The sequence below is a fragment of the Bacillus sp. ISL-34 genome, assembly GCF_018613325.1.
Lineage (GTDB): Bacteria > Bacillota > Bacilli > Bacillales > DSM-1321 > Peribacillus.
This window is the reverse complement of the sequence record NZ_JAGGQJ010000009.1, coordinates 26,675-49,053: the sequence shown is the minus strand read 5'-3', so window position 1 is coordinate 49,053 and position 22,379 is coordinate 26,675. Positions and strand designations below refer to the sequence as shown.

Here is a 22,379-nt window from a genome sequence, read left to right as displayed (position 1 = left end):
GCAGTATGAAAGGAAGCGGGATTTTTGAGAAGTAAAGATAAAAAAAAGGTGAATTTGATTGCAGAGACAAACCCTAAGTCACCTATCACTGAACAATATAGATTAATTAGAACGAACATTCAATTTTCCTCAGTTGATAAGGAAATACAAACCATTGTGGTAACTTCTTCGGAGCCTAATGATGGAAAATCGACCACAGCCGCCAACCTCGCCATCGTTTTGGCGCAGGAGGATAAAAAAGTTGTGCTTGTGGATGCAGACTTAAGGAAACCATCGGTTCATTATGCTTTTAGCCTTAGTAATATAGAGGGACTTACGAGTGTGCTAACGAAGGATATGAGCATAGAAAAAGCAGTCATAAAAACGAATGTGCCTAATCTGGAAATTCTCACAAGTGGACCAATACCGCCAAACCCTTCGGAATTGTTGAATTCCAAAGCGATAGAAACAGCCATTGATGAACTAAAAGGAATGTATGATTATATCATTTTTGATACACCGCCCGTTCTGGTTGTGCCGGATTCTCAAATTGTAGCCAATAAATGTGATGGCGTTATAATGGTAGTGGCAAGCGGCAAGACAAATAAACAAAGTGCAGTAAAAGCAAAAGAGCTTTTAGTGAAAGCTAATACATCCTTGCTTGGAGTCGTTTTGAATGGTGTAGAAACGGATAACAGCAATTATTATTACTATCAATCTTAATGAACATAAAACAAAATTCGACAAAATAACACCCTGTTTAATGGCAGTTTTATATGCTACTATTAGTCAGGGTAATAATTCCTATCTGATTTCTTAGTGATTAAGCCCATTATCCCGTTTTTATAAAAGGAAGTGTGAGAAATTTGATTGACATACATTGTCACATTCTACCAGGAGTTGATGATGGATCCGCTGACATGAAGGAAAGCTTGAATATGGCAAAAAAGGCGGTAGAAGCAGGAATCACCCATTTATATGCAACGCCACATCACTTAAATGAGAAATATGTAAATGTTAAGAGTGGTATCATTGATCGTGTAGTGCGATTAAATGAAAGGTTACAACAAGAGGATATTCCTCTTACCATTCATCTCGGACAAGAAGTAAGAATTCACCGGAACATATTTACTTCAATTGAAAAGGAAGAAATCTTAACGTTAGACGATAATGGTACATATTTGCTACTAGAGCTTCCGTCGGGAAGTGTCCCTACATACACCCAAGAAGTGATTTACGAGCTGCAGCTAAGAGGAATAACACCGATTATCGTACACCCGGAAAGAAATAAAGAATTGATCGAGAATCATAAACTATTATTTGAGTTGGTTCAGGAGGGTGCGTTAACTCAACTTACCTCTGGTAGTATTATCGGTCTCTTTGGGAAAAACGTTAAATCGTTTTCAAAAAAAATAATTGAGCACAATTTAACTCATTTTATTGCAACAGATGCCCATAACATTGGCTCGAGGGGGTTCACGTTACAACAAGCCTATGAAAAAATTACAAAAGAATATGGGATAGAACGTACATTTTATTTCAAAGAAAATGCTGAACAGCTAATAAAAGGACAAAGTCCTGCTGTTGAAAAAACAGTGCCATTCAAAAGGAGAATATTAGGAATCTTTTAGAATGATAGATAATTAGGAAACGCTTTCATCATTATAATATAATTTTTGCCTATGTAAAACTATATATCGTTTTTTTTTTGAATAAAAGAGCTAGAAAGGGCTGATATCTTATGAAAAAAGTACGTAAAGCAATAATACCAGCAGCAGGATTAGGAACAAGATTCTTACCAGCTACCAAAGCAATGCCAAAGGAAATGCTTCCTATAGTAGATAAACCGACCATTCAATATATTATTGAAGAGGCTGTAGCATCTGGAATCGAGGATATTATTATTGTTACCGGAAAAGGTAAACGAGCAATTGAAGATCATTTCGATAACGCGTTTGAGCTGGAAAACAATTTAATGGAGAAAAATAAATTTGAATTATTGGAGAAAGTCCAAGCACCTTCTAAAGTAGATATTCACTATATCAGACAGAAAGATCCAAAGGGATTGGGCCATGCGGTTTGGTGTGCAAGAAAATTCATTGGTAATGAACCATTTGCCGTATTGTTAGGTGATGATATCGTCCAAGCAGAAACACCTTGCCTAAAACAGTTAATGAATGAATATGATAAAACCTTATCTTCTGTCATCGGTGTACAAACTGTTCCTAATGAAGAAACTCATCGTTATGGAATTGTCGATCCTAGTAACCAAAATGGACGACGCTATGAAGTAACTAACTTTGTCGAAAAGCCTGCAAAGGGTACAGCCCCATCCAACTTGGCAATCATGGGCAGATACATTTTTACACCTGAAATATTTATGTTCTTGGAAAAACAAGAACTAGGAGCAGGGGGAGAAATTCAGCTGACTGATGCGATTCAAAAATTAAATGAAATTCAACGAGTATTTGCTTATGATTTTGAGGGGAAACGATTTGACGTAGGGGAGAAGCTAGGGTTTATCCAAACGACAATTGAGTTTGCTTTGAATGATATAACTCTAAAAGATGATGTTTTAGAGTTTATAGAGAACCTACTAGAAAAACAAAAGATATAAGAATAACTGGAGTAAGGGAGGAGCCAATTTGAAAGCTGTAGCAGTTGAGCAGAGAGTGGCATCATCTGACCACTTATTAACGGCAGATCAAGTAAATGCTGATTTGAACTATTTAAGAATGAAAAGATTGACAGATATTATTGGATCACTTATAGGACTCATCTTACTTTTACCCGTTTTTATGATTGTGGTTATTTTTATTAAAATAGAAGATCCAAAAGGACCAATATTTTTTAAACAAGTTAGAATAGGCAAAGATGAAACCGAATTTTATATGTATAAATTCAGATCGATGGTTACAGATGCTGAAGATAAGTTAAAAGATATACTTGCTTTAAATGAAGTATCTGGTGCAATGTTTAAAATGAAAGAAGATCCAAGGGTTACGAAAATTGGTAAATTCATTCGGAAAACAAGTATTGATGAACTACCACAGTTATGGAATGTCCTTAAAGGAGAAATGAGTTTAGTTGGACCGCGGCCACCATTAACAAGAGAAGTAGAACAATATACTTCATTTGATAAGCAAAGATTACTAGTTACTCCTGGGTGCACAGGATTATGGCAAGTAAGTGGAAGAAATAGTTTGAGCTTCGAAGAGATGGTTGATTTAGATATTCAGTATATTAACAATCGTAGTATATATAGGGATATAAAAATAATTCTTAAAACTGTAAAGTGTATGATAAATTCAGACGGAGCATACTAAATATTTGGAGATGATGAAGTTGGATAAAAAAGTTTGTATAATTGGATTGGGGTACATCGGATTACCGACTGCGGCTGTATTAGCGAATAATGGATTTTTAGTTCATGGTGTCGATGTAAATGAAAAGGCTATTAATTTAATAAATAATGGGCAAATACATATATATGAACCTGACTTAGAAAATGTTGTAAAAAAAGTTGTTTCAGAAGGGAGGTTAAGAGCAGATAAGAAGGCTGAAAAAGCAGATATTTTTATACTAGCTGTTCCGACACCATTTAAAGATGACCACAAGCCTGATTTAGCTTTTGTTGAATCAGCGACAAAATCCATCATTCCCTATTTAGAGCCCGGGAATTTAATAATTTTGGAATCCACTAGTCCAGTAGGTACAACTGAAAAAATAGTAGAATGGATTTTAAATGAAAGAACTGACTTAAGTGTGGATGAAAATAAATCGAACCAAATATTTGTATCACATTGTCCAGAACGTGTACTACCAGGAAAGATATTGAAAGAATTAATTGAAAACGATCGAATTGTTGGTGGTATCAACTTGGTATCTACAGAAAAAACAGCAGAGTTCTATGAAGAATTTGTTAAAGGTAAAGTCTTACAAACAACTGCCAGGACAGCCGAATTATCAAAGCTCACAGAAAATTCATATCGTGATGTGAATATTGCCTTTGCGAATGAGCTTTCTATGATTTGTTCTGATTTCAATATTGATGTTTGGGAATTAATTAAGTTAGCAAATCATCATCCTAGAGTGAACATATTACAGCCAGGTCCTGGAGTAGGTGGTCATTGTATAGCGGTTGATCCATGGTTTATTGTAGATGCAGCTCCTGAAAGAGCTCAATTAATTCATACTGCTCGTAATGTAAATGACGCTAAACCATATTTTGTTATAGAAAAAGTAAAAGAAGCTGCAAGAAAATTGACCAATCCTACAATAGCTTGTTTAGGTCTATCTTTTAAAGCTAATATAGATGATTTACGTGAAAGTCCAGCCGTAGAAATTGTATCAGAGTTAGCTTCTGTAACTAATAATACTCTATATGTATCAGAGCCACATATAGAACAATTACCAACACATCTTCAAAATTTAAACATTAAACTTTCAAGTACTGAAGATGCCTTAATACATGCAGATATTGTTTTGCTATTAGTTGAACACGATTATTTTAAGTTGATAGATGCTAAAAGTTTGGAAAATAAAGTTGTGATTGATACTAAAGGGATCTTAAAATATAGCTCCAATATAGTTGTTGAAAATGAACTAACTAGACAATAAATATTAATGAAAATGGATGAGGGATACTGTGAAAACAAGTAATTTGTTTGACTGTGAAGTCGCTTCAATTAATTTAAACGAAACCCTAAAGGTAGTAGAAGAGATAATTGATACAAATACCTATACACAACATGTTGTTCTAAATGCAGGTAAAGTGGTTTTAATGAAAAAAGATTCGGAGCTAAAAAATATTATTAAAAATTGCTCATTAATTAATGCAGACGGCCAATCAATAGTATGGGCGTCGAAGATATTAGGTTCGCCGTTACCAGAAAGAGTAACGGGAATTGACTTGATGGAAAAGATTATTGAATTGGCCGCAAAAAAATCTTATGGTATTTATTTCTTTGGTGCAAAAGAAGAAGTAGTACAAAAAGTTGTAAATCATTATAAGGAAATATATCCGGGCTTGAAATTAAGTGGTTATAGAAATGGATATTTTTCTAATGAAGATAATAGGGAAATAGTTGATTCCATAAAATCATCAAATGCTGATATTTTACTTGTTGCATTTAGTTCTCCAAAGAAGGAGTACTGGTTATCAAAGTATGGAGAAGAAATGGGTGTTCCTTTTGTAATGGGTGTAGGGGGAAGTTTTGATGTAGTAGCTGGAGTTACTAAACGGGCACCAAAGTGGATGCAGAAATTAGGAATGGAATGGTTTTATAGGTTTGCCCAAGAACCTAAAAGGATGTGGAAGCGTTACTTGGTTGGGAATACTAAGTTTATTATTTATACATTAGAAGAAAAATTAAGAATCCTAACTAAAAAAAATGAAGTGAGATAGTTTTCTTTTCAGAGAATATGAAAATAGAAATAGGTGAATACATGAAAGTTATAATGATAGGTTCTCATTTGCGTACTACAGGTGGAATTACTCGTGTGGTGAAAAACTATCTCCAATCTGATTTAAATAAAAAAGTAAATTTGGAATATTTCCCAACTTATTTTGGTAGTAACCATTTGGTAAATATATTATATTTTTTAATTAGATTGATAGTTTTGTATTATAAATTAAATATTTTAAATATCAAGTATGATGTAGCTCACATTCATATGTCTTATAAAGGTAGTTTCTATAGGAAAAAAATTATTATAAATATCCTAAAGAAAAAGAATATACCAATTTTATTACACATGCATGGTTCACAATTTAAGGACTTTTATAATCAAAGTTCAAAAAAACAACAAAAAGAAATTACTAATACTTTAGATAAAGTCGATATTATACTAGCCTTAGGAGAGGAATGGAAAAATTATTATAATACAATTTGTAAAACAACTGTTATATCCTTGGATAATGCCGTCTTTCCAAAACAATTAGAAAGTGATACAAGTGAAAAAATATATATAACAACGATGGGTGTATTATCACATAGAAAGGGGACTTATGATTTATTAGAAGTCGCGGCTAAGATTAAGGGGAAAATTGATGATAAATATAAATTTCTTCTAGCTGGTGATGGTGAAATTGAGAAGGTCAAAAAGATAATTATCAGTAAAAAATTAGAAGATTTTGTAATCATTCCTGGTTGGATTTCAGATGAAAATAAAATTGAAAAAATATATAGAGAAAGTGCTATATACGTCTTACCTTCCTATAATGAGGGTATGCCAATGTCAATTTTAGAGGCTATGAGTTATGGTCTACCTATTATATCAACTAATGTTGGGTCTATACCTTCAGTTGTTAAAGAAGGGAATGGATATATTATAGAACCAGGAGATATAAATGACTTAGAGGATAAAATTATTAAATTATTGAAAGATGATACTTTAAGAAATTCATTTAAATACAATAACTTAAATACAATAAATGAAAATTATAATATATATTCCTCAATCAATTCTTTAATTTCTGTATATAAAAAAGTGAAAAAATAGTATTTTTTAAAAAAGTTATTTTGGGGGAAGATAATTTTTGAACTAATAAGAATTAGGAGAAAAATGATTATGAATGTATTACACTTAAATTCAGGATTAATTTTTGGTGGTGGTTTAGAACGAGTTATAGTAGATTTAATGCAACATAATAAAGAATGCAATAATTTTTTATGTATAGTGAATGATCAATGGAGCAAAGAACATACGGAAAATTTAGACAAAAATCGAGTGTTGTTGTGTAACAGAAAAGTAGGTTCTAAAAATATATTAATGAATTTAAAATGTTTTTTAAAAATTTATAAATTTATAAAAGAAAAAAATATTCACATTATACACTGTCACAATACTTTTAGTTTAAAACTAGCGTATTTTTTTAAAAAAATATTAAAGCTTAAGGTTGTATTCACAGTACATGATACAAATGTTTATAATGAAAACTTAAATAGGTACTCAATTGATAAATATATAGCTATTTCAAAATCGGTTTATAACACAATTTGTGTTCATGTACCTAAGGAAAAAGTAAAACTAATATATAATGGGGTAGATCTTGATAAATTTATTCATTCAAAGGATGTCAATAAAAATAGAAATCATTTAACATTAACTTGTGTAGCAAGATTAATGCCTGAAAAAAAGGGTCAAGATATTTTAATCAATGCACTAAATTTATTAAAAAACGAATATAACTTTTCGAATTTTAAGTGTTATTTTGCGGGGGCAATAGAAAATCAAAACTCATTTTTAAAATTAAAACACTTAGTAGAAAAATACAAACTTAACGAGAATGTTGATTTTCTGGGAAACGTTGTGGATATTGGGGGAATTTATAAACAAACGGACATTTTTATTTTACCTTCAAGATACGAAGGATTTGGTTTAGTAATTGTTGAAGCACTAGCAGCTGGATGTAATGTTATTGTTAGTAAACTGGATGGGCCTCTTGAAATAGTAAAAGAAAATGAAGAATTTGGATTGTTTTTTGAAAAAGAAAATTATGAAGAACTAGCTAAAAAAATCTTCCTTTTGATGAATAATGATAATTATAAAAATAAATATAGTGATTATAAGAAAATTAATAATTATCTTGAAAAGGAATATTCTTTAAAAAGGATGATCAAGGAATATAATAAGATTTATAGTGCATGATTTGTTATTTTGTTTGAATATAGCTTTTAATGCAAGCTAATTGAGTTAATAATTAAGAATATAATAATAGTGTGGGTGTTTAATTTGCAATTACAAAATCACCGTATTCAAGCTCAGAAAGTTTTTTTTGTTATTTTAGTGTTTTATACTTTTTGTTTTTCTAATATTATACGTTTAATTTTAGGGGATATATTAAAAATAAATTTATTATATTCAATTATATTACCAATAATAATTATTTTATATATTATTTTTTTTCAAAAGAAAAATTATTTTATTTTATATATAATGTTCTCAATTTGTGCCTTGCAGGCAATAAGTATTATATATTATCAAATAGAAATTTCAAATATCTATAGATTTGTGTATGGAATCTTATCTCCATTACTTTTAATTGGAATACGGTTAGAACGAACAGATTATGTCTTTAGGAAGTTTCTTAATTTTTATAATTGGCTAATAATATTGAATGTTATTTATGGACTAATCGATTATTTATCAGGCAAGAAATTGCAATTAATTTTGGGAGATTTTTTATATTTTACAAGTTTTTATGACAGTATACATGGAGATTATTCAATAGGTGTGTATAGACTATTTTCTTTATTAGGTCATCCCCTTACAAATATGCTATTACTTCTTATATTCCTTTGTTTTAATTTAGCTAATAGACATTATTTAAGGATAAAAACTAACGTGTCTATTGTAGTTGTCTATCTTATAACGATATTAGGAATGATTCTTTGTAACAGTAAACTAGGAATCGCTTTAACTTGTATAATACTTTTATCTACACTATTCATAGGGAAAAAAAAATATAGGAATTTTATATATATGTTTATCCCTTTCATCTTAGTACTTAGTAATGATGCCCTTAAACAAAATGTATTACAAAGATTTATAAATGCTTCTGATCAAGGCGATATTACAAATGGAAGGTTTTCAGCGATAAATTCACTTTTAGAAAATGGTGTCTTACCAAATATGTTTATTGGAAGAGGGATAGGGTCTTCTGATAGTATATTACAATCTGTTAGTAACAATTTAAGCAATATTGAAATTCCTTTAGTAATGTTTATGTTTGATTACGGAATTTTTACCACATTTCTTTTTTACATTTTAATATATTTCTTCCCTGCGTTCGTTCTATTGAAAAATAGACATTTGTATCTATTCTTTCTTTTTAATATGATTTTTTTATTTTCAAACTCTTATAATGGTTTAGCAGTTAGTATTGGAATTGCCCATATTGCTTTTTTTTCAACTATGATGATTTTAAATCTGTCTATCTATTTAACTATTAAAAGAAAAATATAAAAATATTCTTAAGAAAAAGCTTCAGGAAATATTGAGACTAATAAATTAGTCTCCTTAAAGGGTTGAAATAAAGTGATTTCTACTATTAAAACAAAATATATAAAAAGTGGTTTAATAAAAAACTTAAGTGTTGCGTTTACCGAAAGTATAATTACAAAAATATTAAATTTTATAAATATTCTTTTATTATCACGTATCCTAGGACCGGAAGATTACGGTAAATATTCTTTTATTTTTGTAGCTATAGCTACTTGCAGTGCATTTTTTGATTTTGGAATGGAAAATACTGCAGTACGTTTTGCTGCACGAGAACAAGAAAAAAACCAATCAATTTTTGGTTTTTATATATTTGTTAAATTAATAATAATATTTTTTTTTAGTGCTATATTTTTAATTTTTGGTGAAGATTTTTTAACTATGATAGGGAAATCGGAAATTTCAGTATTTTCACCTTATCTTGTAATTGGTTTTGTGGGAGAATCTTTATTATTTATTAATGATACTTATTTACAGGCGATAAAAAAATTTAAGGCTAGAGCAAAAATTAATATAATAAGGTACTTAATCACATTAGGGATTATTATTTGTTTAAGTTTTAATAACTTAATTTTATTAAAATATGTAGTATTTCTTTATTTTATCCCTTTATTAATTTCTCTCTTTTTTCTGTTAAAGTATGTTAGTTTTCTAAAAGCATTTTTTCTTTACTCTTTCAATAAACAATTATTTAAAGAAATATTGGTCTATCAAAAATGGATGATACTAATATCTATCCCTAACAATATAATTGGTAGAATAGATTTCTTTTTAGTTTCTTTATGGGTAACTTATAAACAACTTGGTATTTATAATGTAGCATTTCAAATATCGGCTGTTGTTTCTTTTTTACCGTTTGTTTTTGGTAAAGTATTGTTGCCGAAGATGGCAGAATTAAGTGAAGAGGAATTAGAAGATAATTTTAAAAAAATATTTAAACCAACTGTATTACTTGGTTTGCTAATGTTATTGGTAATTCCTTTAGTCAATTTTATAGTCCCATTAATTTTTGGTGATAATTATTTAAATTCAATCGTAATTCTTCAAGTAATGTTAATTTCTGCAATCGTTGCTTTTATTATTGTACCTTTAGAACAGGTTTTTTACTCAATAGGGAAACCCAATTATATTACAGTAGGAAAATATGTTCAAATCTCGATAATTTTGATCTTAAGCTGGTACACTATTCCTACTTTTGGTATGTTATGGGCTGCAATATCTGTGTTGATTGCAAGGGTAATGTATGGTTTCATTCTAATGATATTTTATTATAAATATAAAAGAAGTAAAACTCTTACAAATATATAGTTTTAAGCAAGGAAACGTATATAAGGTTTTTTGAGAGGAAGTATAAAATGGAAAAAATAAAAGTTATGGTAATATTCGGGACAAGACCTGAAGCTATAAAAATGGCCCCGTTAGTACTTGAGTTAAAGAAATATCCTAAAATTATTGAAACTATAGTTACTGTAACTGCCCAACATCGTGAAATGTTGGATCAAGTACTAGAGAAATTTAATATTAGTCCAGATTATGATTTAGATATAATGAAGGATCGGCAAACTTTAATGGGTGTAACTACAAAAGCTTTAAATGGTTTAGACAGTGTTATGAAAGAAATTAAACCAGATATAGTTTTGGTTCATGGAGATACTACTACAACATTTGTTGCAAGCCTTTCAGCTTTTTATAATCAAATTTTAGTAGGTCATGTTGAAGCTGGTTTAAGAACATGGAATAAAAATTCACCTTTTCCTGAGGAAGTAAACAGGCAATTGACAGGGATAATAGCAGATTTACATTTTGCACCGACAATCAAAGCAAAAGAAAATTTACTGAGTGAGAATAAGAACAAGGAAACAATCTTTGTTACAGGTAATACTGCTATAGATGCATTACAAACTACTGTAACAGATTCTTATAAACATGAAATTTTGAATAAGATTGGTATTAACAAAATGATATTACTAACGGCTCACCGAAGAGAGAATCTAGGAAAACCGATGGAAAATATGTTTAATGCGGTAAAGAGGTTACTAGAAGAGCATAAAGACTTACATGTTGTATATCCTGTACATTTAAATCCTATTGTCAAAGAAATGGCAGATGAAGTGTTAGGTCAAACAGATAGAGTACATCTTATACCGCCATTAGGAGTATTTGATTTCCATAATTTTTCTTCTAGAGCATACCTTATTTTAACTGATTCTGGAGGTGTCCAAGAAGAAGCACCTTCTTTAGGAGTACCTGTTTTAGTACTTAGAGATACAACTGAAAGACCAGAAGGAGTAGAGGCAGGAACCCTAAAACTTGCAGGAACAAATGAAGAAGAAATATATAAACTAGCACAAGAACTGTTAACTGATAAAAAGAAATATAATAAAATGGCAGAAGCTTCAAATCCTTTTGGAGACGGAAGAGCCTCATATCGAATAGTACAACATATATTATCACACTTTGGGAAAACCAATTCTAAACCAAGTGAATTTTTCTGATGTTAATATAGCTTAAAATAAATAGTGTTTCTGGTAACTTATGGTGCCATATAACCGGTAATATAATAAAAGAAATAAGTAGAAGACACTAAGGGATGCTTGCTGTATTTGAATAATTTTAATGGCAGGAAACTGGTGGTTTATTGAAGATTATACTAATCTGTTAAAAAGCGATTTCATAAAAGAATTTCTAATTGGTGTATAAAGAGAGTGTCCTCTAAAAAACCACCTAATAGAAACCGGAAAAAGTGAGTAAGTGTCAACATACAAGCATGAGTAGAGACTTATAAAGAATCCTCGGCCACCAAGTCAAAAGGATTCTTGTTTTCCTGCTCTTATTTTGTTTTGGGAAAACCTTTACGTTAATCTACTTTTACTGATTCTTTATTTCGCTGGACACTCATACACTATATTTCTTTTTCTTCCGCAAATCATTTCACTTACTGCATATTCAATTTACTAGTTTCTAAAAACAGCATATACTTAAAGTTTGTTTATGCTTTGGATATGAGTGGTTCCATTCTCTCTAAAGATTTTTATTGAACATTAATTTATTTTTCAAGTATATTGAAATAAAAATTGCACAAATTTTTTTTATTTGTAATCTATCTTTACTCTAAATGATCCCCTATTAAAACCTCATCGTAGTACGCTTCAACAGTTGTATTAATTTTAGGAGATCTGTATAAACCAATCCTAAAATTAGTATTATCATTCAAGTCTGAATAACCAAGCCTTCCAGAGTAATCTACAATGAGGTTCTTGTTCTTCCATACCTTTAGAAGTCCATTAGTGTCATTATTATCATTAACGCGTAACTTGATAATGAAATCGATCCATTCACCTTTTTCAATGTTTTCTATGTAGTGACTAACAAGATTAAAATTTTGTGATGTTCCATCACGTGTAAGGATTCTTAATTGGAACTCATTGGAATTTGAATTGATTTCAAATGCAATAGGGGGAGAGGCAGGAGAGCCTTGCCACCATTGGGCAATTAAATTCCAATCTGTTGGTACTTTGTAATTTAAAGGGAAATAAACGCTAAAAGCAATGTACTTAACGGTGTTATTGGGGATATCTAAAACTTTTAGTTCCTTTCTGCTTTCCCCTGGGTGTAATTGAAAAGCCAAAGAGTTGTTTCCTTTTCTACTTAGTTTGTTTTCCAACCATACACTATTCGTAGAACTATGAATTGAATAAATTTTACCGTTTGTAAAAATAGAATCTTTGTTTACTGTAGCATCTTCAAAATTCAAAGTTTGGTCAATAACAAATTCAGGTGGTTTTTTCTTAGTATGATTGAAAAAAAGTAAACTAATTAACAATATAGAGAGTATTAGTATAAATATTTTTTTTTGCACTTTTCCCTCATCCTTTCCTATAATTTATATTTTATGTTATGTAAGGAAAAGTCACAACCAGAACTTTTTTGTTCGGTAAATGATTGTGACTTGAGGAATTAGCGCAAGTACTTTTTTGGATTCTTCTGATCAATATCTCTAATAGACCCCTTAAAAGTGATTACTATATTTTAAAAAGGTCGGACCATTAATTGTAAAGGATCTTGCATGTAATCCATGAATGGACTGGCTATATACACCAATGGTAATAGCTATGTTCTACGGTCGAGGATGAAGACTTTGATTTTGCTATCAATATTCTGGTAAAATTTTTAGAGAGTATATTAATTAAAACTATATGTTTAAAGGGAAGATCGGAAAAGGGTTCTAAAATTGATGTGGTATAGTTGTAAGACAATTAATTTCTAGCTGGTCTCCAGTTTTGAAAATCTTTCAACTTATTTTCAATCTTAATAAAACTCATAACTTATCATTATCCTAAATTTTGCGAAGATCCTAACATTAAATTTTTCCTTATGTTGGGTTGCGGAAAAGCAACATTTTCAATACCTCACTAGTATAAACTAATTTGAAAATTACCTTAGTAATGTATAATAAAATCCATCTTCAATAATTCTAGGAATGTAAGGTGATAAGTGTTCATTGAAAAATTTCATCTCATACCTAACTACAAAATCTTTTAAAATAAGGATGAATTTCATGAAAAAAATAATCGGTTTATCTATATGTATAGTGCTAATTGTTTTCTTCATTTTTCAGCAGAAACATTCACTATCAAATCACAAAGAAAAGATATACGTTGAAGATTTTAAAGGGACCAATGATTCTGTGAAGATTCAAGCAGCCATTGATCATGCAAAGGCCAATAAGTTAAAGACAGTAATGCTGGATGATAGGGAGTATACGGTTTCATCACCGATCATCGTTAGGAAAGGTGTTAAGCTGTTATTCGGTTACGGAACGAAGTTTATTGTTGAGGGGAACTTCAGGGTGCTTAAGCTTGAGCAGAATGCTTCCATTGAAGGTGCTTATATAGTGATAAATGATTCTGAATTTAATTCAGAGGTCATTTACTTAGATGGTAAATATAAATATTATAATACCTGGAACAAAACGCAAGTGAAGGATGTAAATATCATTAACTGGTCTGAGAGTAATCAGGGAACAGGGATATCTTTATATGCTGGCGGTAAAGAACATGAGATTTCTTTCGTGAACTTTGAAAATGTCAAGGTTGCAGGAATGGAGACTGGAGTAAAGCTAATTGCTGAAGAACCGTCTTCTGGTAAGTCCTGGATTAATGCTAATCGTTTTTTGAATCTCTCATTAGAAGATTGTGTAAATATGATTTACATAGATAGTAACTCTACCGTACCGAATGAGGTTAGTGGTAATCAATTTACCAACATACAGATACAGCCCTCAGGGAAAACAAAGAGCATTTTGAAGGTAAGTGGGCAATACAATAAGTTTGAAGGGATGGCTTGGGATTTGGACAAGATCACACTTCAGAACGATGTTATTGAACTTAAGGATAATAGCATGGGCACTATCATTGATATCCCATCTCTGCCTATTAGTCGAATCACTGACAGAGGTCAAGCCAATATCTTGAATCAATAAATAAAGCGAAAGGGTGATTAGCTAATGGATAAGCACTCACCCTGTAATATAATTTGGAGATAACATTAATGACCATTAATGAACTGGTACTATTGATCTTTATCCATGGGGAATAATCCCTTCCTCTTTGGATAACGAGTATATATGCCAGTTTTTTTATATTTAATAGTCATAGCTTTGCAGTGATAATTTGGCCTTGATCATTAATAGTCACTTTCCACTTTGTTCCGTTGGGTGAAGCCATTGTCACAGCTTTCCCTTTTTGAAGTTCTAAATCTCCATATAATGTTCCGCCTGTAGTAGGCAGCCAAGCTGCACCTTGCTGTAACGATGATCTTGCGAAGATCCGATTGATCCGGAATCGTTTGTGCTCTTGTGTATACCCGCTTAACGTCAGTCTGATTTTATACAGTGTTTCTGCTCTTGCTTCTGAGATAACAGTGTTACCGGCGTTAAATGGGAGGTTTTTAGCTGCGGTCCATGGTCCATTTAAGCTTTGTTGATATTCAATTAAAACTCGGCGGGGACTTTCATTCCATCCAAAATAAATACCAAAGCAATTCAGCATTTTAATAGGCTGTTTTGTAAAATCCAATTCAATCACAACCGGTTGGGAACTAGGGACATCGAGGTAATTTACACTTTGTTCATCGAGTAAATTGAAGCAGTTATTGATATTTCCTCCATAAGGAGCCTTTCCAGAAAGCTGACGTACAGCGTAGCGAACGTTTGCATTTACTAGGATATCGTCTTGATTCCCGACCAGGTGGGCTTTTCCTAAGGCAAGAGGTGGATACATTTGGAGCGATTCTTCATGAGGAGATATGCAACGATTGTATTGGCCGCGATCGAGGATGGATGTGGATACCTGATTCGAGCTTAGGTAGTTGTGATGGGAAGTGGAGGAGAATTCAATGACGAGCGGGGGATCTTCCATACGGTAGGTATCCCATATGATCCCTTCAAATATATTATAAGCACCTGAGCATCGAATGACTTTTTTCGTTTGTTTTCGGCTTTGAACTTGAATTCCAGTAAAGGTGTTGCCGGAAATTTCGTAAGGGAGATCACTGCTTCCTACAATCTCGATTCCGTACTGGCAGCCGTCTATAAAAATGGACTCGAAGGAGTTGGCATTAATCCAACAAGGGGTATCTACATTTGATAGTTTTTCGGTTTTTAAATAGAGTGCTGTATGGAAGTTTGTGATTTGGAGGGAGCTTGCCTTAAAGAAACTGATGAAATCCCATGCTTTGTTACAGTATAGATGGATGGCTATACCTTGGTACGTTGTTGTACGGTTAATAATATTGATATTGGATATAGCTGTATGATTATGGATTTCAATTTGCTGCGCTCCGGAAAGGAAAATGACGGATGAATTGAAGCTATTATCGACTATTTCAATCGTCCCGCCGGAGAGGGAAGCATCCTTTTGTAGCTCAAAGACCTGAAAGTTACCTTTGACTATTAATGTTATCGTCGGATCAATTTCTAGATGGACATTTTGCTTAATGACAATGGGGGAGGAAAGGGTATATTGCTTCTTCCCTGTAATGACAACTTTAGAGTAGTTATTATCTACACAATAATCAATCGCTGCTTGAATGGCTGGAGAATTATCCGCTAGATTCGGATTGGCGCCAAAACAATCAATATTAGCAACATCCCTGTTCTGGCAATCCTCAGGGAGGTTGAGTGGGTCTGCCATATATAACACTCCTTTTATGGTGATGTTATATAGCATATGCTTGTCCAAAAAAGTATGTATAGGTATAAAAAACAAAAACAAACGAGGTCATCGTTTGTTTTTCGTTCATTGATAGGTTTTCAGTGTAGAATGAATCATATTCGAGAGGGAGAAGGATTCTTCTACCTTTTGTCTTGCTTTGCTTCCCAATCGTTGTCTTAAATCAACATTATCTTGAAGTGTTTTAATTTGTTTGGCAAATTCCTGTTCAGAATGTTGGGAAATGAGAATCCCTGTCTCATGGTCCACAACCGCCTCTTTAATACCGCCTACATCGACTGACATAATGGGCGTTCCTGCTGCCATTGCTTCCAGGACGACCATTGGAAAGACTTCTCTAAGTGATGTTAAAAGAAGCAAGTCCATATTGCATATAAATTCATATGGATTGGAGGCATTGCCTAGGAGCATCACTTTATGGCGTAACTTTAAGTCTTTAATCATTTTTTCTACAAATTCCCGCTCCGGTCCGTCTCCAGCAATATAAAACATCACATTAGGTACATCCTTTAACTCATTAACGATTTTCAAGAAAAGTTCATGATTTTTCTCTTTTGATAAGCGGGCTAAAATTCCCACATTGAAGGTTTCTTTAGGCTTTGGTTGTTGAAAAGAAAAGTGTTCAACATCCACTCCGTTGTAAATCGTCCGAATAAGCTCATTCCTTACACCCAGCTGAAGTAGGTTATCTCGTTCAAAATTACTGACCGCAATGATTTGCTCAACATGCTTATTCAGCACTCTTTTAAATAGAAAGGGCACCTTTTTTTCAAGAATGGTTACATTATGCTTGGTATACACCAGTTTGATATTTCTTCTGGTCAGTTTCTTGATGGCAATTGAATATAGCAGCATTCGTAAACTATTGGCATGAATGACATCAATGCGTTTTAAGCGAACTTCTTTAGTTAATATTTTAATATTGGCAAGGTGATTCTTTAAGCTTAAAGGAATGAATTGTTGCTTGTTATGAATTTGCTTGTACAATTCGCCCGTAGCAGCTGCAGAGTAAATCGTCATGTTTTCATCCTGGAGGTGGTTCTCCAATTTACAGAAATACATCTCAGCTCCGCCTGTTATCAGCTTATCTGTAAGTAGCAGGACATTATTCATATACCTTATTTCCCTCCATTAAGTAAAGAGGCAGGCTGTGAACCTCTGTTTTTGTTGTACGCGTTATAGGCGTATTTGCTAAAATAAAAGTTAGCTTTTACGAAGTTTAATTTTTCCTGGCTACGTAACAGCTTCCAATATCGGTAAGCAGCCTTAAATTTATTTCTTGAAGTAGAGTTACTTACAATACGATATTTGGATAAGACTTTCGGTAAGCCATGCGCTTTATATCCTTGTCGTAACAGTAACAGCCATAATGCAGTATCCTCCGGCTGAATATCGGGCATTTCGATATGCTTGATTTGCAGCCTATCCAGTATCACGGTTAAACAGCCAATTGTTGTATTTCCAATCAGATGCTTATAGTCCACTACTTTAGGTGCATTAACTTCAACATCAAGAGACTTTCCTTTTTCATCTATTAATGAATAGGAGGTGAAAGAAAATGCAAGATTTCCCTTTTGCATAAAACCGACTTGTTCTTCCAATTTAGTTGGGAGCCATAAATCATCGCTATCAAGGAATGCGATATAATCTCCATGGGCTTCTTTTATGGCTATATTTCTTGCGCGGGCAGCACCGACATTCTTGGATAAGGGAATAAGTCTGATCCGTGGATCATTCTCTGCATAGGATTTAATGATAGATACAGAATCATCCTTTGATTGATCATCTACAATGATCATCTCCCAGTTAAAATAGGTTTGATCTTGGACAGTTTTTATCGTTTCAGTAATAAAAGACGAGCTATTATACGAGGGAGTTATCACGGAAACTAAAGGGCTGTCATCCTTTTTGCTGTAGGTCATTACATTCCACCTCTTTTTTCTCATATACGGAAATATATTTTAAAGTTAGGGCTAAAAAGGAAAAAAATGCTTCATTAATCATGAGTGAAAGGGACATCATCTGTATTAAGAAAGCAAAAAGAGTAAGCACGATGAACGGTTTTTCTTTATGTAATTTAGTCTTGAATAAAGTGATGATAAGCATCAATAAAAAGGAAAGGTAAAAAAGAAAACCAATGATTCCAGACTCTACTAAAACCTCGAGATACGTATTGTGAACATATAGCTTTTCATTATGCTCGAAAGCGTAATAATCGGAAAAATTAAAAGCGCCAATGCCAAAAAGGGGATTTGACATAAAGTAGTTAATCGCCTGCCCCCATAATTCAAACCTTCCGCTGCCCCCATCAGTTGAAAAGTCAGTAATGCGGCTCGTGATGATTTCATTGAAATCTATATTGATAAGAGATCCAGCAACATATATTACCGCTAAAAATAATAAGGAAACAGCTAACATTTTGATTTTTTTTGAAAAATTAGCTAACAGCATGTACAAAACGACCACCAGTACAAGCGCTAAAACACCACCTCTAGAAAATGTAAGAAGGGAAGTAATCATACATAGGAGGAATCCAATTGAATGCTTGAATCCCTTTAAATTGGTTAAATAAAAGGAAAAAAAGATTGTGTTAAAAAAAATGAAGATGTTTGGGTCATCCAGCAAACCGATTAATCTTGGATAATCACGGTCTAATAATAATCCATACGATGTAATCTCAACACCTGTTGGAAATCTTCCTGTCACCTGTATACCAATGAAGTATAATAATAGGCTACTAATATTAAAGATGATTCCGACATTTGCAATTGAATTCTCAATGGCACTTAGCGTTGTTAGCTCCAGTACATATCTCATGATGAAATAACAGCCAAGTACGAGTATCACTCCTAGGATGACCCGAATGCTCGATTCAGGATATTGGGAAAACGCGCCGCTCAGACAATAGGTGAAATAAAATAAAAGCAAAAGGATTTCATAATGATAAAGGGTATGGAAATAAAAATCCCGAAAATGAATGCAAAAGAAAATGGCTAGAAAAATCATGTAAATTTTTAATGAAAAACCGATGGAGATATTATATTTACTGAGCGTAATAAAAAATAACAAGAGAAAGACTGACCACATAGAGGTGTTTTTATTAATTAGCAATCTTTCCATTCTCTTTTTGTCTCCCATCTTGTAAAAGTCTGGTGTCATGTTTCTTTTTAATAAAGCCAACGATTAATTGCTTGATGCTCTTATCGAGCAGCAAAATTAAAGCAGTGACGAAAAGGATGGTTGAAACCATGGCTATAAAAGGATACTTGGATAATAAGTTGAGCATCAGGATGAAACTAATGAAAAAGAAGGTACCATACGGCAGGATGACCTTAAAGAATACCGTTCTTTTTTCTGGGTTGGCAGCGACATAGCCAATGAATGAGACGATTTCCATGGTAAGGACGGCAAAAGCTGATCCAGCCACTGCATAGTTGACGCTCAGAAAATAGAAGGAAGCCAAACCAACGGTGATGGTTATAAACTGGACTATTGTACGCCGGTTCTGTAATCCCCTTGTTGTGAGACCGTCAGCAATAGCAATGTTAAAACCTTGCAGAACGATTATAAAAGCCAATATTTCTAAAGGCTGAACCGCAGATCCCCATTCGGGTCCAAATAAAATGGTGACGAGATAAGTGGCCAAATAGAATAAGGTTACAGTCATGCACATGCCGATATAGGACATGATTTTCATTTGCAGGATATTCAATCTTGTGTGTTCTGCAAGCTCACCCTGGTTGTATCGCTTAAATAAAAGCGGAAAAAAAGCGCCTGCGATGACCCCTGGTATTTGGTATAAAGCAGAAGGAATCCGATAGGCTACTGCAAAGAGACCCACTAGCGCTAAAGGCAGTGTTTTTTCCAGCACCAATGGACCCAATTGTGGGGTCAGCATAATAAATAACCCACTGATTAAAAACGGACTGAGATTCGTTAATAATTGTTTTTGAAAAGGAGATTTCCATTTTATTTCCGCTTTTTTCAGCAGTAAATAAAGGCTGTAAAATCCACCGGCTAAATAAGAAAATCCATATAAAAAGGCTGCTAGATGAACATCCACTTTTAAGCCCATACTCACCGAGGTTGAAAGTATTAACGCACAGGATGAAAAGATTTTTATCGACGCGATGAATTGCATCCTTTCAATTAATTGAAAATAGGTTATTCCAATACTTTGCATCGCCAGGCCAATGACCATCGGGATCATTAGGCTATAGATCATATAAAGAATTTGTTGTTCTTGATAAAGAATGTGAATGCCGGCAAAAAAAACAAAAAAGGTCGAAAGGGAGCAAACAATTCGAATCTTAATATAGGAAGAAAACGTTCTTCCTAAGTTTTCCTTCTTCGTTCCTTCCCTTAGAAAAGTATTACTTGTCCCGAGGTCCGTAAAAAAGTTCATGACCATGGCAAGAGCTAATGCCACACTGAAAATCCCATAATTCTTTGAGTTAAAATAATTTGCTAATAGAATGAGCGTGGCCGCATTAAGAACATTAGATAGAATGGTACTGTAAAATAAATGGACAATATTTTTTAAAATAGAGTTCTTCTTCGTATTCACTTTTTTCGCTCCCGATTTTATGACGATAAAGTCGTTGGCTTGAGTAGTGGTGCTGGTGAATGAATTGTCTTTGTGGTTAAAGAAGGCTGATTTTGGTTTAAATAATATTCATATGTGCTCGCAAGACCCTGTTCAAGTGAATGAGCGGGGTGCCAACCTAGTTTTTGAATGGTCGTTTTATTACAGAGTAAGCTTTCTTTGATGTCACCATTTTTCGCTGGCTGATAAATAGGAGATAAATCATGACTGCCAAATGATTGAATCATCGAGAATAATTGATTGATGCTTGTACTGGTGGTTGATGAGATATTGAAGGTGCCGCTTCCTTCAAATTCCAAAGCTTTCAGATTGGCATCCGCCACATCTTTAACATAGATGAAATCCCTCGTTTGAGTGCCGTCTCCATAAATAATGGGCCGCTCATTATTTATGACAAGATTGGTGAAAATCGATATAACACCGCCTTCGCCGCTAGCTGTCTGTCTTGGTCCATATACATTGCTGTATCGAAGATTCACATAATTTAAATCGTATAATTTTTTAGCAAGCTTTAGATAATCCTCTGCCGTTTTTTTTGATGCACCATAGGGTGATAATGGAGAAGTAAGATGTGATAAGGTGATTGGCATGACATCAGCATCTCCATATACAGCTGCTGATGAAGCAAACACAATCTTTTTTACGGCATACTTGTGAGAAAGCTTAGCGATGTTTATCGTTCCCATGATATTGATCCGAGCATCATTCGTAATATCCGAAATGGATTGTTGTACACTAACTTGTGCAGCTTGATGAATGACATAGTCAGGTCTAAATGTCTCCATCGCATTTTCAAGCAGGACCTCATCTTCAACATTTCCAAAGAAGGGAGTGACTTTGGCCTGAACATTCCCGATAGACCCGGTGGAGAGGTTATCATATATAGCCACTTCATAATTATTACGGATTAATGTATCGACAATATGAGAGCCAATAAATCCAAAGCCCCCAGTTACTAGTACTTTATTCATTTTTCACTACCCCTTTTTTAGATTATCTAGCTCCACTACCAGTAAAGACTATGGTCAATGTTCGGAACAAAATCTTGATTTCCATAGCAAATGAGCGGTGTTGAATATAATATAGGTCGAAATGCAGCTTTTCTTTTGGTGTTAAATCGTATCCCCCATTTACTTGTGCCCACCCTGTTATTCCAGGTTTCACATACAAACGGTTTTTAAAGCCAGGCAAAAACTTTTCAAATTCTTTATAAAAATATTCTCTTTCAGGTCTTGGACCGATGAGCGACATTTCTCCTTTTAAAACATTAATAAGCTGAGGGATTTCATCAATGCGTGTTTTTCGTATAAAGGCTCCTATTCTGGTTACCCTGGAATCATTTTCACTTGCCCACCTAGGTCCATTTTTTTCAGCATCGATGCCCATCGAACGCAGTTTAATTATATTGAAAGGCTTCCCATCCAGACCTAGTCTTTGTTGATAAAAAAAAGGGGAGCCAGTTGAATCAATAGGGATAAGAATGCAGAATAAAAATAAAATAGGTGCTGTTAGTATCAGCATAATAAACGAGATGATTATATCCATAGCGCGCTTTA

At 33.1% G+C, this 22,379-nt stretch carries 20 protein-coding genes; 12 read left to right on the top strand and 8 right to left on the bottom strand.

Annotated features, from left to right (window positions below; all coding sequences use genetic code 11):
- Positions 1–24: 24 nt before the first annotated feature.
- From J7E52_RS09170 to wecB, 11 genes are all read left to right on the top strand, one after another.
- The gene (locus J7E52_RS09170; RefSeq protein ID WP_214745181.1) at positions 25–702 is read left to right on the top strand and encodes a CpsD/CapB family tyrosine-protein kinase; all 678 of its coding nucleotides are present in this window, start codon (positions 25–27) and stop codon (positions 700–702) included.
- Positions 703–836: 134 nt separating this feature from the next.
- A complete protein-coding gene (locus J7E52_RS09165; protein ID WP_309476870.1) occupies positions 837–1,610 on the top strand; it encodes a tyrosine-protein phosphatase in 774 nt (257 codons plus the stop codon).
- A gap of 110 nt (positions 1,611–1,720) precedes the next feature.
- The gene (galU, locus tag J7E52_RS09160) at positions 1,721–2,596 is read left to right on the top strand and encodes a UTP--glucose-1-phosphate uridylyltransferase GalU (protein ID WP_214745177.1); all 876 of its coding nucleotides are present in this window, start codon (positions 1,721–1,723) and stop codon (positions 2,594–2,596) included.
- A gap of 28 nt (positions 2,597–2,624) precedes the next feature.
- On the top strand, positions 2,625–3,305 hold the full coding sequence (locus J7E52_RS09155; RefSeq protein WP_286197601.1) for a sugar transferase: 681 nt from the start codon (positions 2,625–2,627) through the stop codon (positions 3,303–3,305).
- Between the two features lie 19 nt (positions 3,306–3,324).
- On the top strand, positions 3,325–4,599 hold the full coding sequence (gene wecC / locus J7E52_RS09150) for a UDP-N-acetyl-D-mannosamine dehydrogenase (RefSeq protein WP_214745175.1): 1,275 nt from the start codon (positions 3,325–3,327) through the stop codon (positions 4,597–4,599).
- 28 nt (positions 4,600–4,627) lie between these two features.
- Positions 4,628–5,386: a WecB/TagA/CpsF family glycosyltransferase gene (locus J7E52_RS09145; protein WP_309476869.1), complete on the top strand. Its 759-nt coding sequence runs from the start codon at positions 4,628–4,630 to the stop codon at positions 5,384–5,386.
- A 41-nt stretch (positions 5,387–5,427) separates the two neighbouring features.
- Entirely contained in the window at positions 5,428–6,483 is a 1,056-nt protein-coding gene (locus tag J7E52_RS09140) for a glycosyltransferase family 4 protein (protein WP_214745171.1), read from the top strand.
- Positions 6,484–6,552: 69 nt separating this feature from the next.
- The gene (locus J7E52_RS09135) at positions 6,553–7,632 is read left to right on the top strand and encodes a glycosyltransferase family 4 protein (RefSeq protein WP_214745169.1); all 1,080 of its coding nucleotides are present in this window, start codon (positions 6,553–6,555) and stop codon (positions 7,630–7,632) included.
- 84 nt (positions 7,633–7,716) lie between these two features.
- A complete protein-coding gene (locus J7E52_RS09130; protein WP_214745167.1) occupies positions 7,717–8,949 on the top strand; it encodes a hypothetical protein in 1,233 nt (410 codons plus the stop codon).
- A 72-nt stretch (positions 8,950–9,021) separates the two neighbouring features.
- Positions 9,022–10,293, top strand: a complete 1,272-nt coding sequence (locus J7E52_RS09125; RefSeq protein WP_309476868.1) for an oligosaccharide flippase family protein — start codon at positions 9,022–9,024, stop codon at positions 10,291–10,293.
- Positions 10,294–10,340: 47 nt separating this feature from the next.
- On the top strand, positions 10,341–11,480 hold the full coding sequence (gene wecB, locus J7E52_RS09120; protein ID WP_214745165.1) for a non-hydrolyzing UDP-N-acetylglucosamine 2-epimerase: 1,140 nt from the start codon (positions 10,341–10,343) through the stop codon (positions 11,478–11,480).
- 611 nt (positions 11,481–12,091) lie between these two features.
- On the opposite strand, the gene J7E52_RS09115 is transcribed toward wecB, so the two are convergent.
- Entirely contained in the window at positions 12,092–12,844 is a 753-nt protein-coding gene (locus J7E52_RS09115) for a heparin lyase I family protein (RefSeq protein WP_214745162.1), read from the bottom strand.
- Between the two features lie 699 nt (positions 12,845–13,543).
- Between J7E52_RS09115 and J7E52_RS09110 the strand changes: the two genes are divergently transcribed.
- Positions 13,544–14,467: a hypothetical protein gene (locus J7E52_RS09110; RefSeq protein ID WP_214745160.1), complete on the top strand. Its 924-nt coding sequence runs from the start codon at positions 13,544–13,546 to the stop codon at positions 14,465–14,467.
- Between the two features lie 169 nt (positions 14,468–14,636).
- Here J7E52_RS09110 and J7E52_RS09105 read toward each other — a convergent pair whose 3' ends face one another.
- The 7 genes from J7E52_RS09105 to J7E52_RS09075 all read right to left on the bottom strand — a co-directional run bounded on the left by J7E52_RS09105 (position 14,637) and on the right by J7E52_RS09075 (position 22,368).
- Positions 14,637–16,178 (bottom strand): glycoside hydrolase family 55 protein, encoded by a 1,542-nt coding sequence (locus J7E52_RS09105; RefSeq protein WP_214745158.1) that lies wholly within the window; start codon positions 16,176–16,178, stop codon positions 14,637–14,639.
- Positions 16,179–16,283: 105 nt separating this feature from the next.
- Complete coding sequence (locus tag J7E52_RS09100; RefSeq protein ID WP_214745156.1) at positions 16,284–17,330, bottom strand: glycosyltransferase family 4 protein; 1,047 nt, start codon at positions 17,328–17,330, stop codon at positions 16,284–16,286.
- A gap of 5 nt (positions 17,331–17,335) precedes the next feature.
- Positions 17,336–18,139, bottom strand: a complete 804-nt coding sequence (locus J7E52_RS09095; RefSeq protein WP_214745154.1) for a glycosyltransferase family 2 protein — start codon at positions 18,137–18,139, stop codon at positions 17,336–17,338.
- On the bottom strand, positions 18,117–19,337 hold the full coding sequence (locus tag J7E52_RS09090; protein ID WP_214745152.1) for an O-antigen ligase family protein: 1,221 nt from the start codon (positions 19,335–19,337) through the stop codon (positions 18,117–18,119). Before J7E52_RS09090 ends, J7E52_RS09095 begins: the two co-directional genes overlap by 23 nt.
- Positions 19,318–20,784 (bottom strand): oligosaccharide flippase family protein, encoded by a 1,467-nt coding sequence (locus J7E52_RS09085; protein ID WP_214745150.1) that lies wholly within the window; start codon positions 20,782–20,784, stop codon positions 19,318–19,320. Before J7E52_RS09085 ends, J7E52_RS09090 begins: the two co-directional genes overlap by 20 nt.
- 17 nt (positions 20,785–20,801) lie before the next feature.
- Positions 20,802–21,794, bottom strand: a complete 993-nt coding sequence (locus J7E52_RS09080) for an NAD-dependent epimerase/dehydratase family protein (protein WP_214745148.1) — start codon at positions 21,792–21,794, stop codon at positions 20,802–20,804.
- A 22-nt stretch (positions 21,795–21,816) separates the two neighbouring features.
- Positions 21,817–22,368 (bottom strand): sugar transferase, encoded by a 552-nt coding sequence (locus tag J7E52_RS09075; protein WP_286197610.1) that lies wholly within the window; start codon positions 22,366–22,368, stop codon positions 21,817–21,819.
- Between the last annotated feature and the right edge of the window lie 11 nt (positions 22,369–22,379).

Bases quoted from the DNA above. Each gene is read 5' to 3' on its own strand.
- J7E52_RS09100 (WP_214745156.1), bottom strand. From the start codon at position 17,330: ATGAATAATGTCCTGCTACTTACAGATAAGCTGATAACAGGCGGAGCT.
- J7E52_RS09080 (WP_214745148.1), bottom strand. From the start codon at position 21,794: ATGAATAAAGTACTAGTAACTGGGGGCTTTGGATTTATTGGCTCTCAT.
- J7E52_RS09075 (WP_286197610.1), bottom strand. From the start codon at position 22,368: ATGGATATAATCATCTCGTTTATTATGCTGATACTAACAGCACCTATT.
- J7E52_RS09090 (WP_214745152.1), bottom strand. From the start codon at position 19,337: ATGGAAAGATTGCTAATTAATAAAAACACCTCTATGTGGTCAGTCTTT.
- J7E52_RS09095 (WP_214745154.1), bottom strand. From the start codon at position 18,139: ATGACCTACAGCAAAAAGGATGACAGCCCTTTAGTTTCCGTGATAACT.
- galU (WP_214745177.1), top strand. From the start codon at position 1,721: ATGAAAAAAGTACGTAAAGCAATAATACCAGCAGCAGGATTAGGAACA.
- J7E52_RS09140 (WP_214745171.1), top strand. From the start codon at position 5,428: ATGAAAGTTATAATGATAGGTTCTCATTTGCGTACTACAGGTGGAATT.
- J7E52_RS09110 (WP_214745160.1), top strand. From the start codon at position 13,544: ATGAAAAAAATAATCGGTTTATCTATATGTATAGTGCTAATTGTTTTC.
- J7E52_RS09135 (WP_214745169.1), top strand. From the start codon at position 6,553: ATGAATGTATTACACTTAAATTCAGGATTAATTTTTGGTGGTGGTTTA.
- wecB (WP_214745165.1), top strand. From the start codon at position 10,341: ATGGAAAAAATAAAAGTTATGGTAATATTCGGGACAAGACCTGAAGCT.
- J7E52_RS09105 (WP_214745158.1), bottom strand. From the start codon at position 16,178: ATGGCAGACCCACTCAACCTCCCTGAGGATTGCCAGAACAGGGATGTT.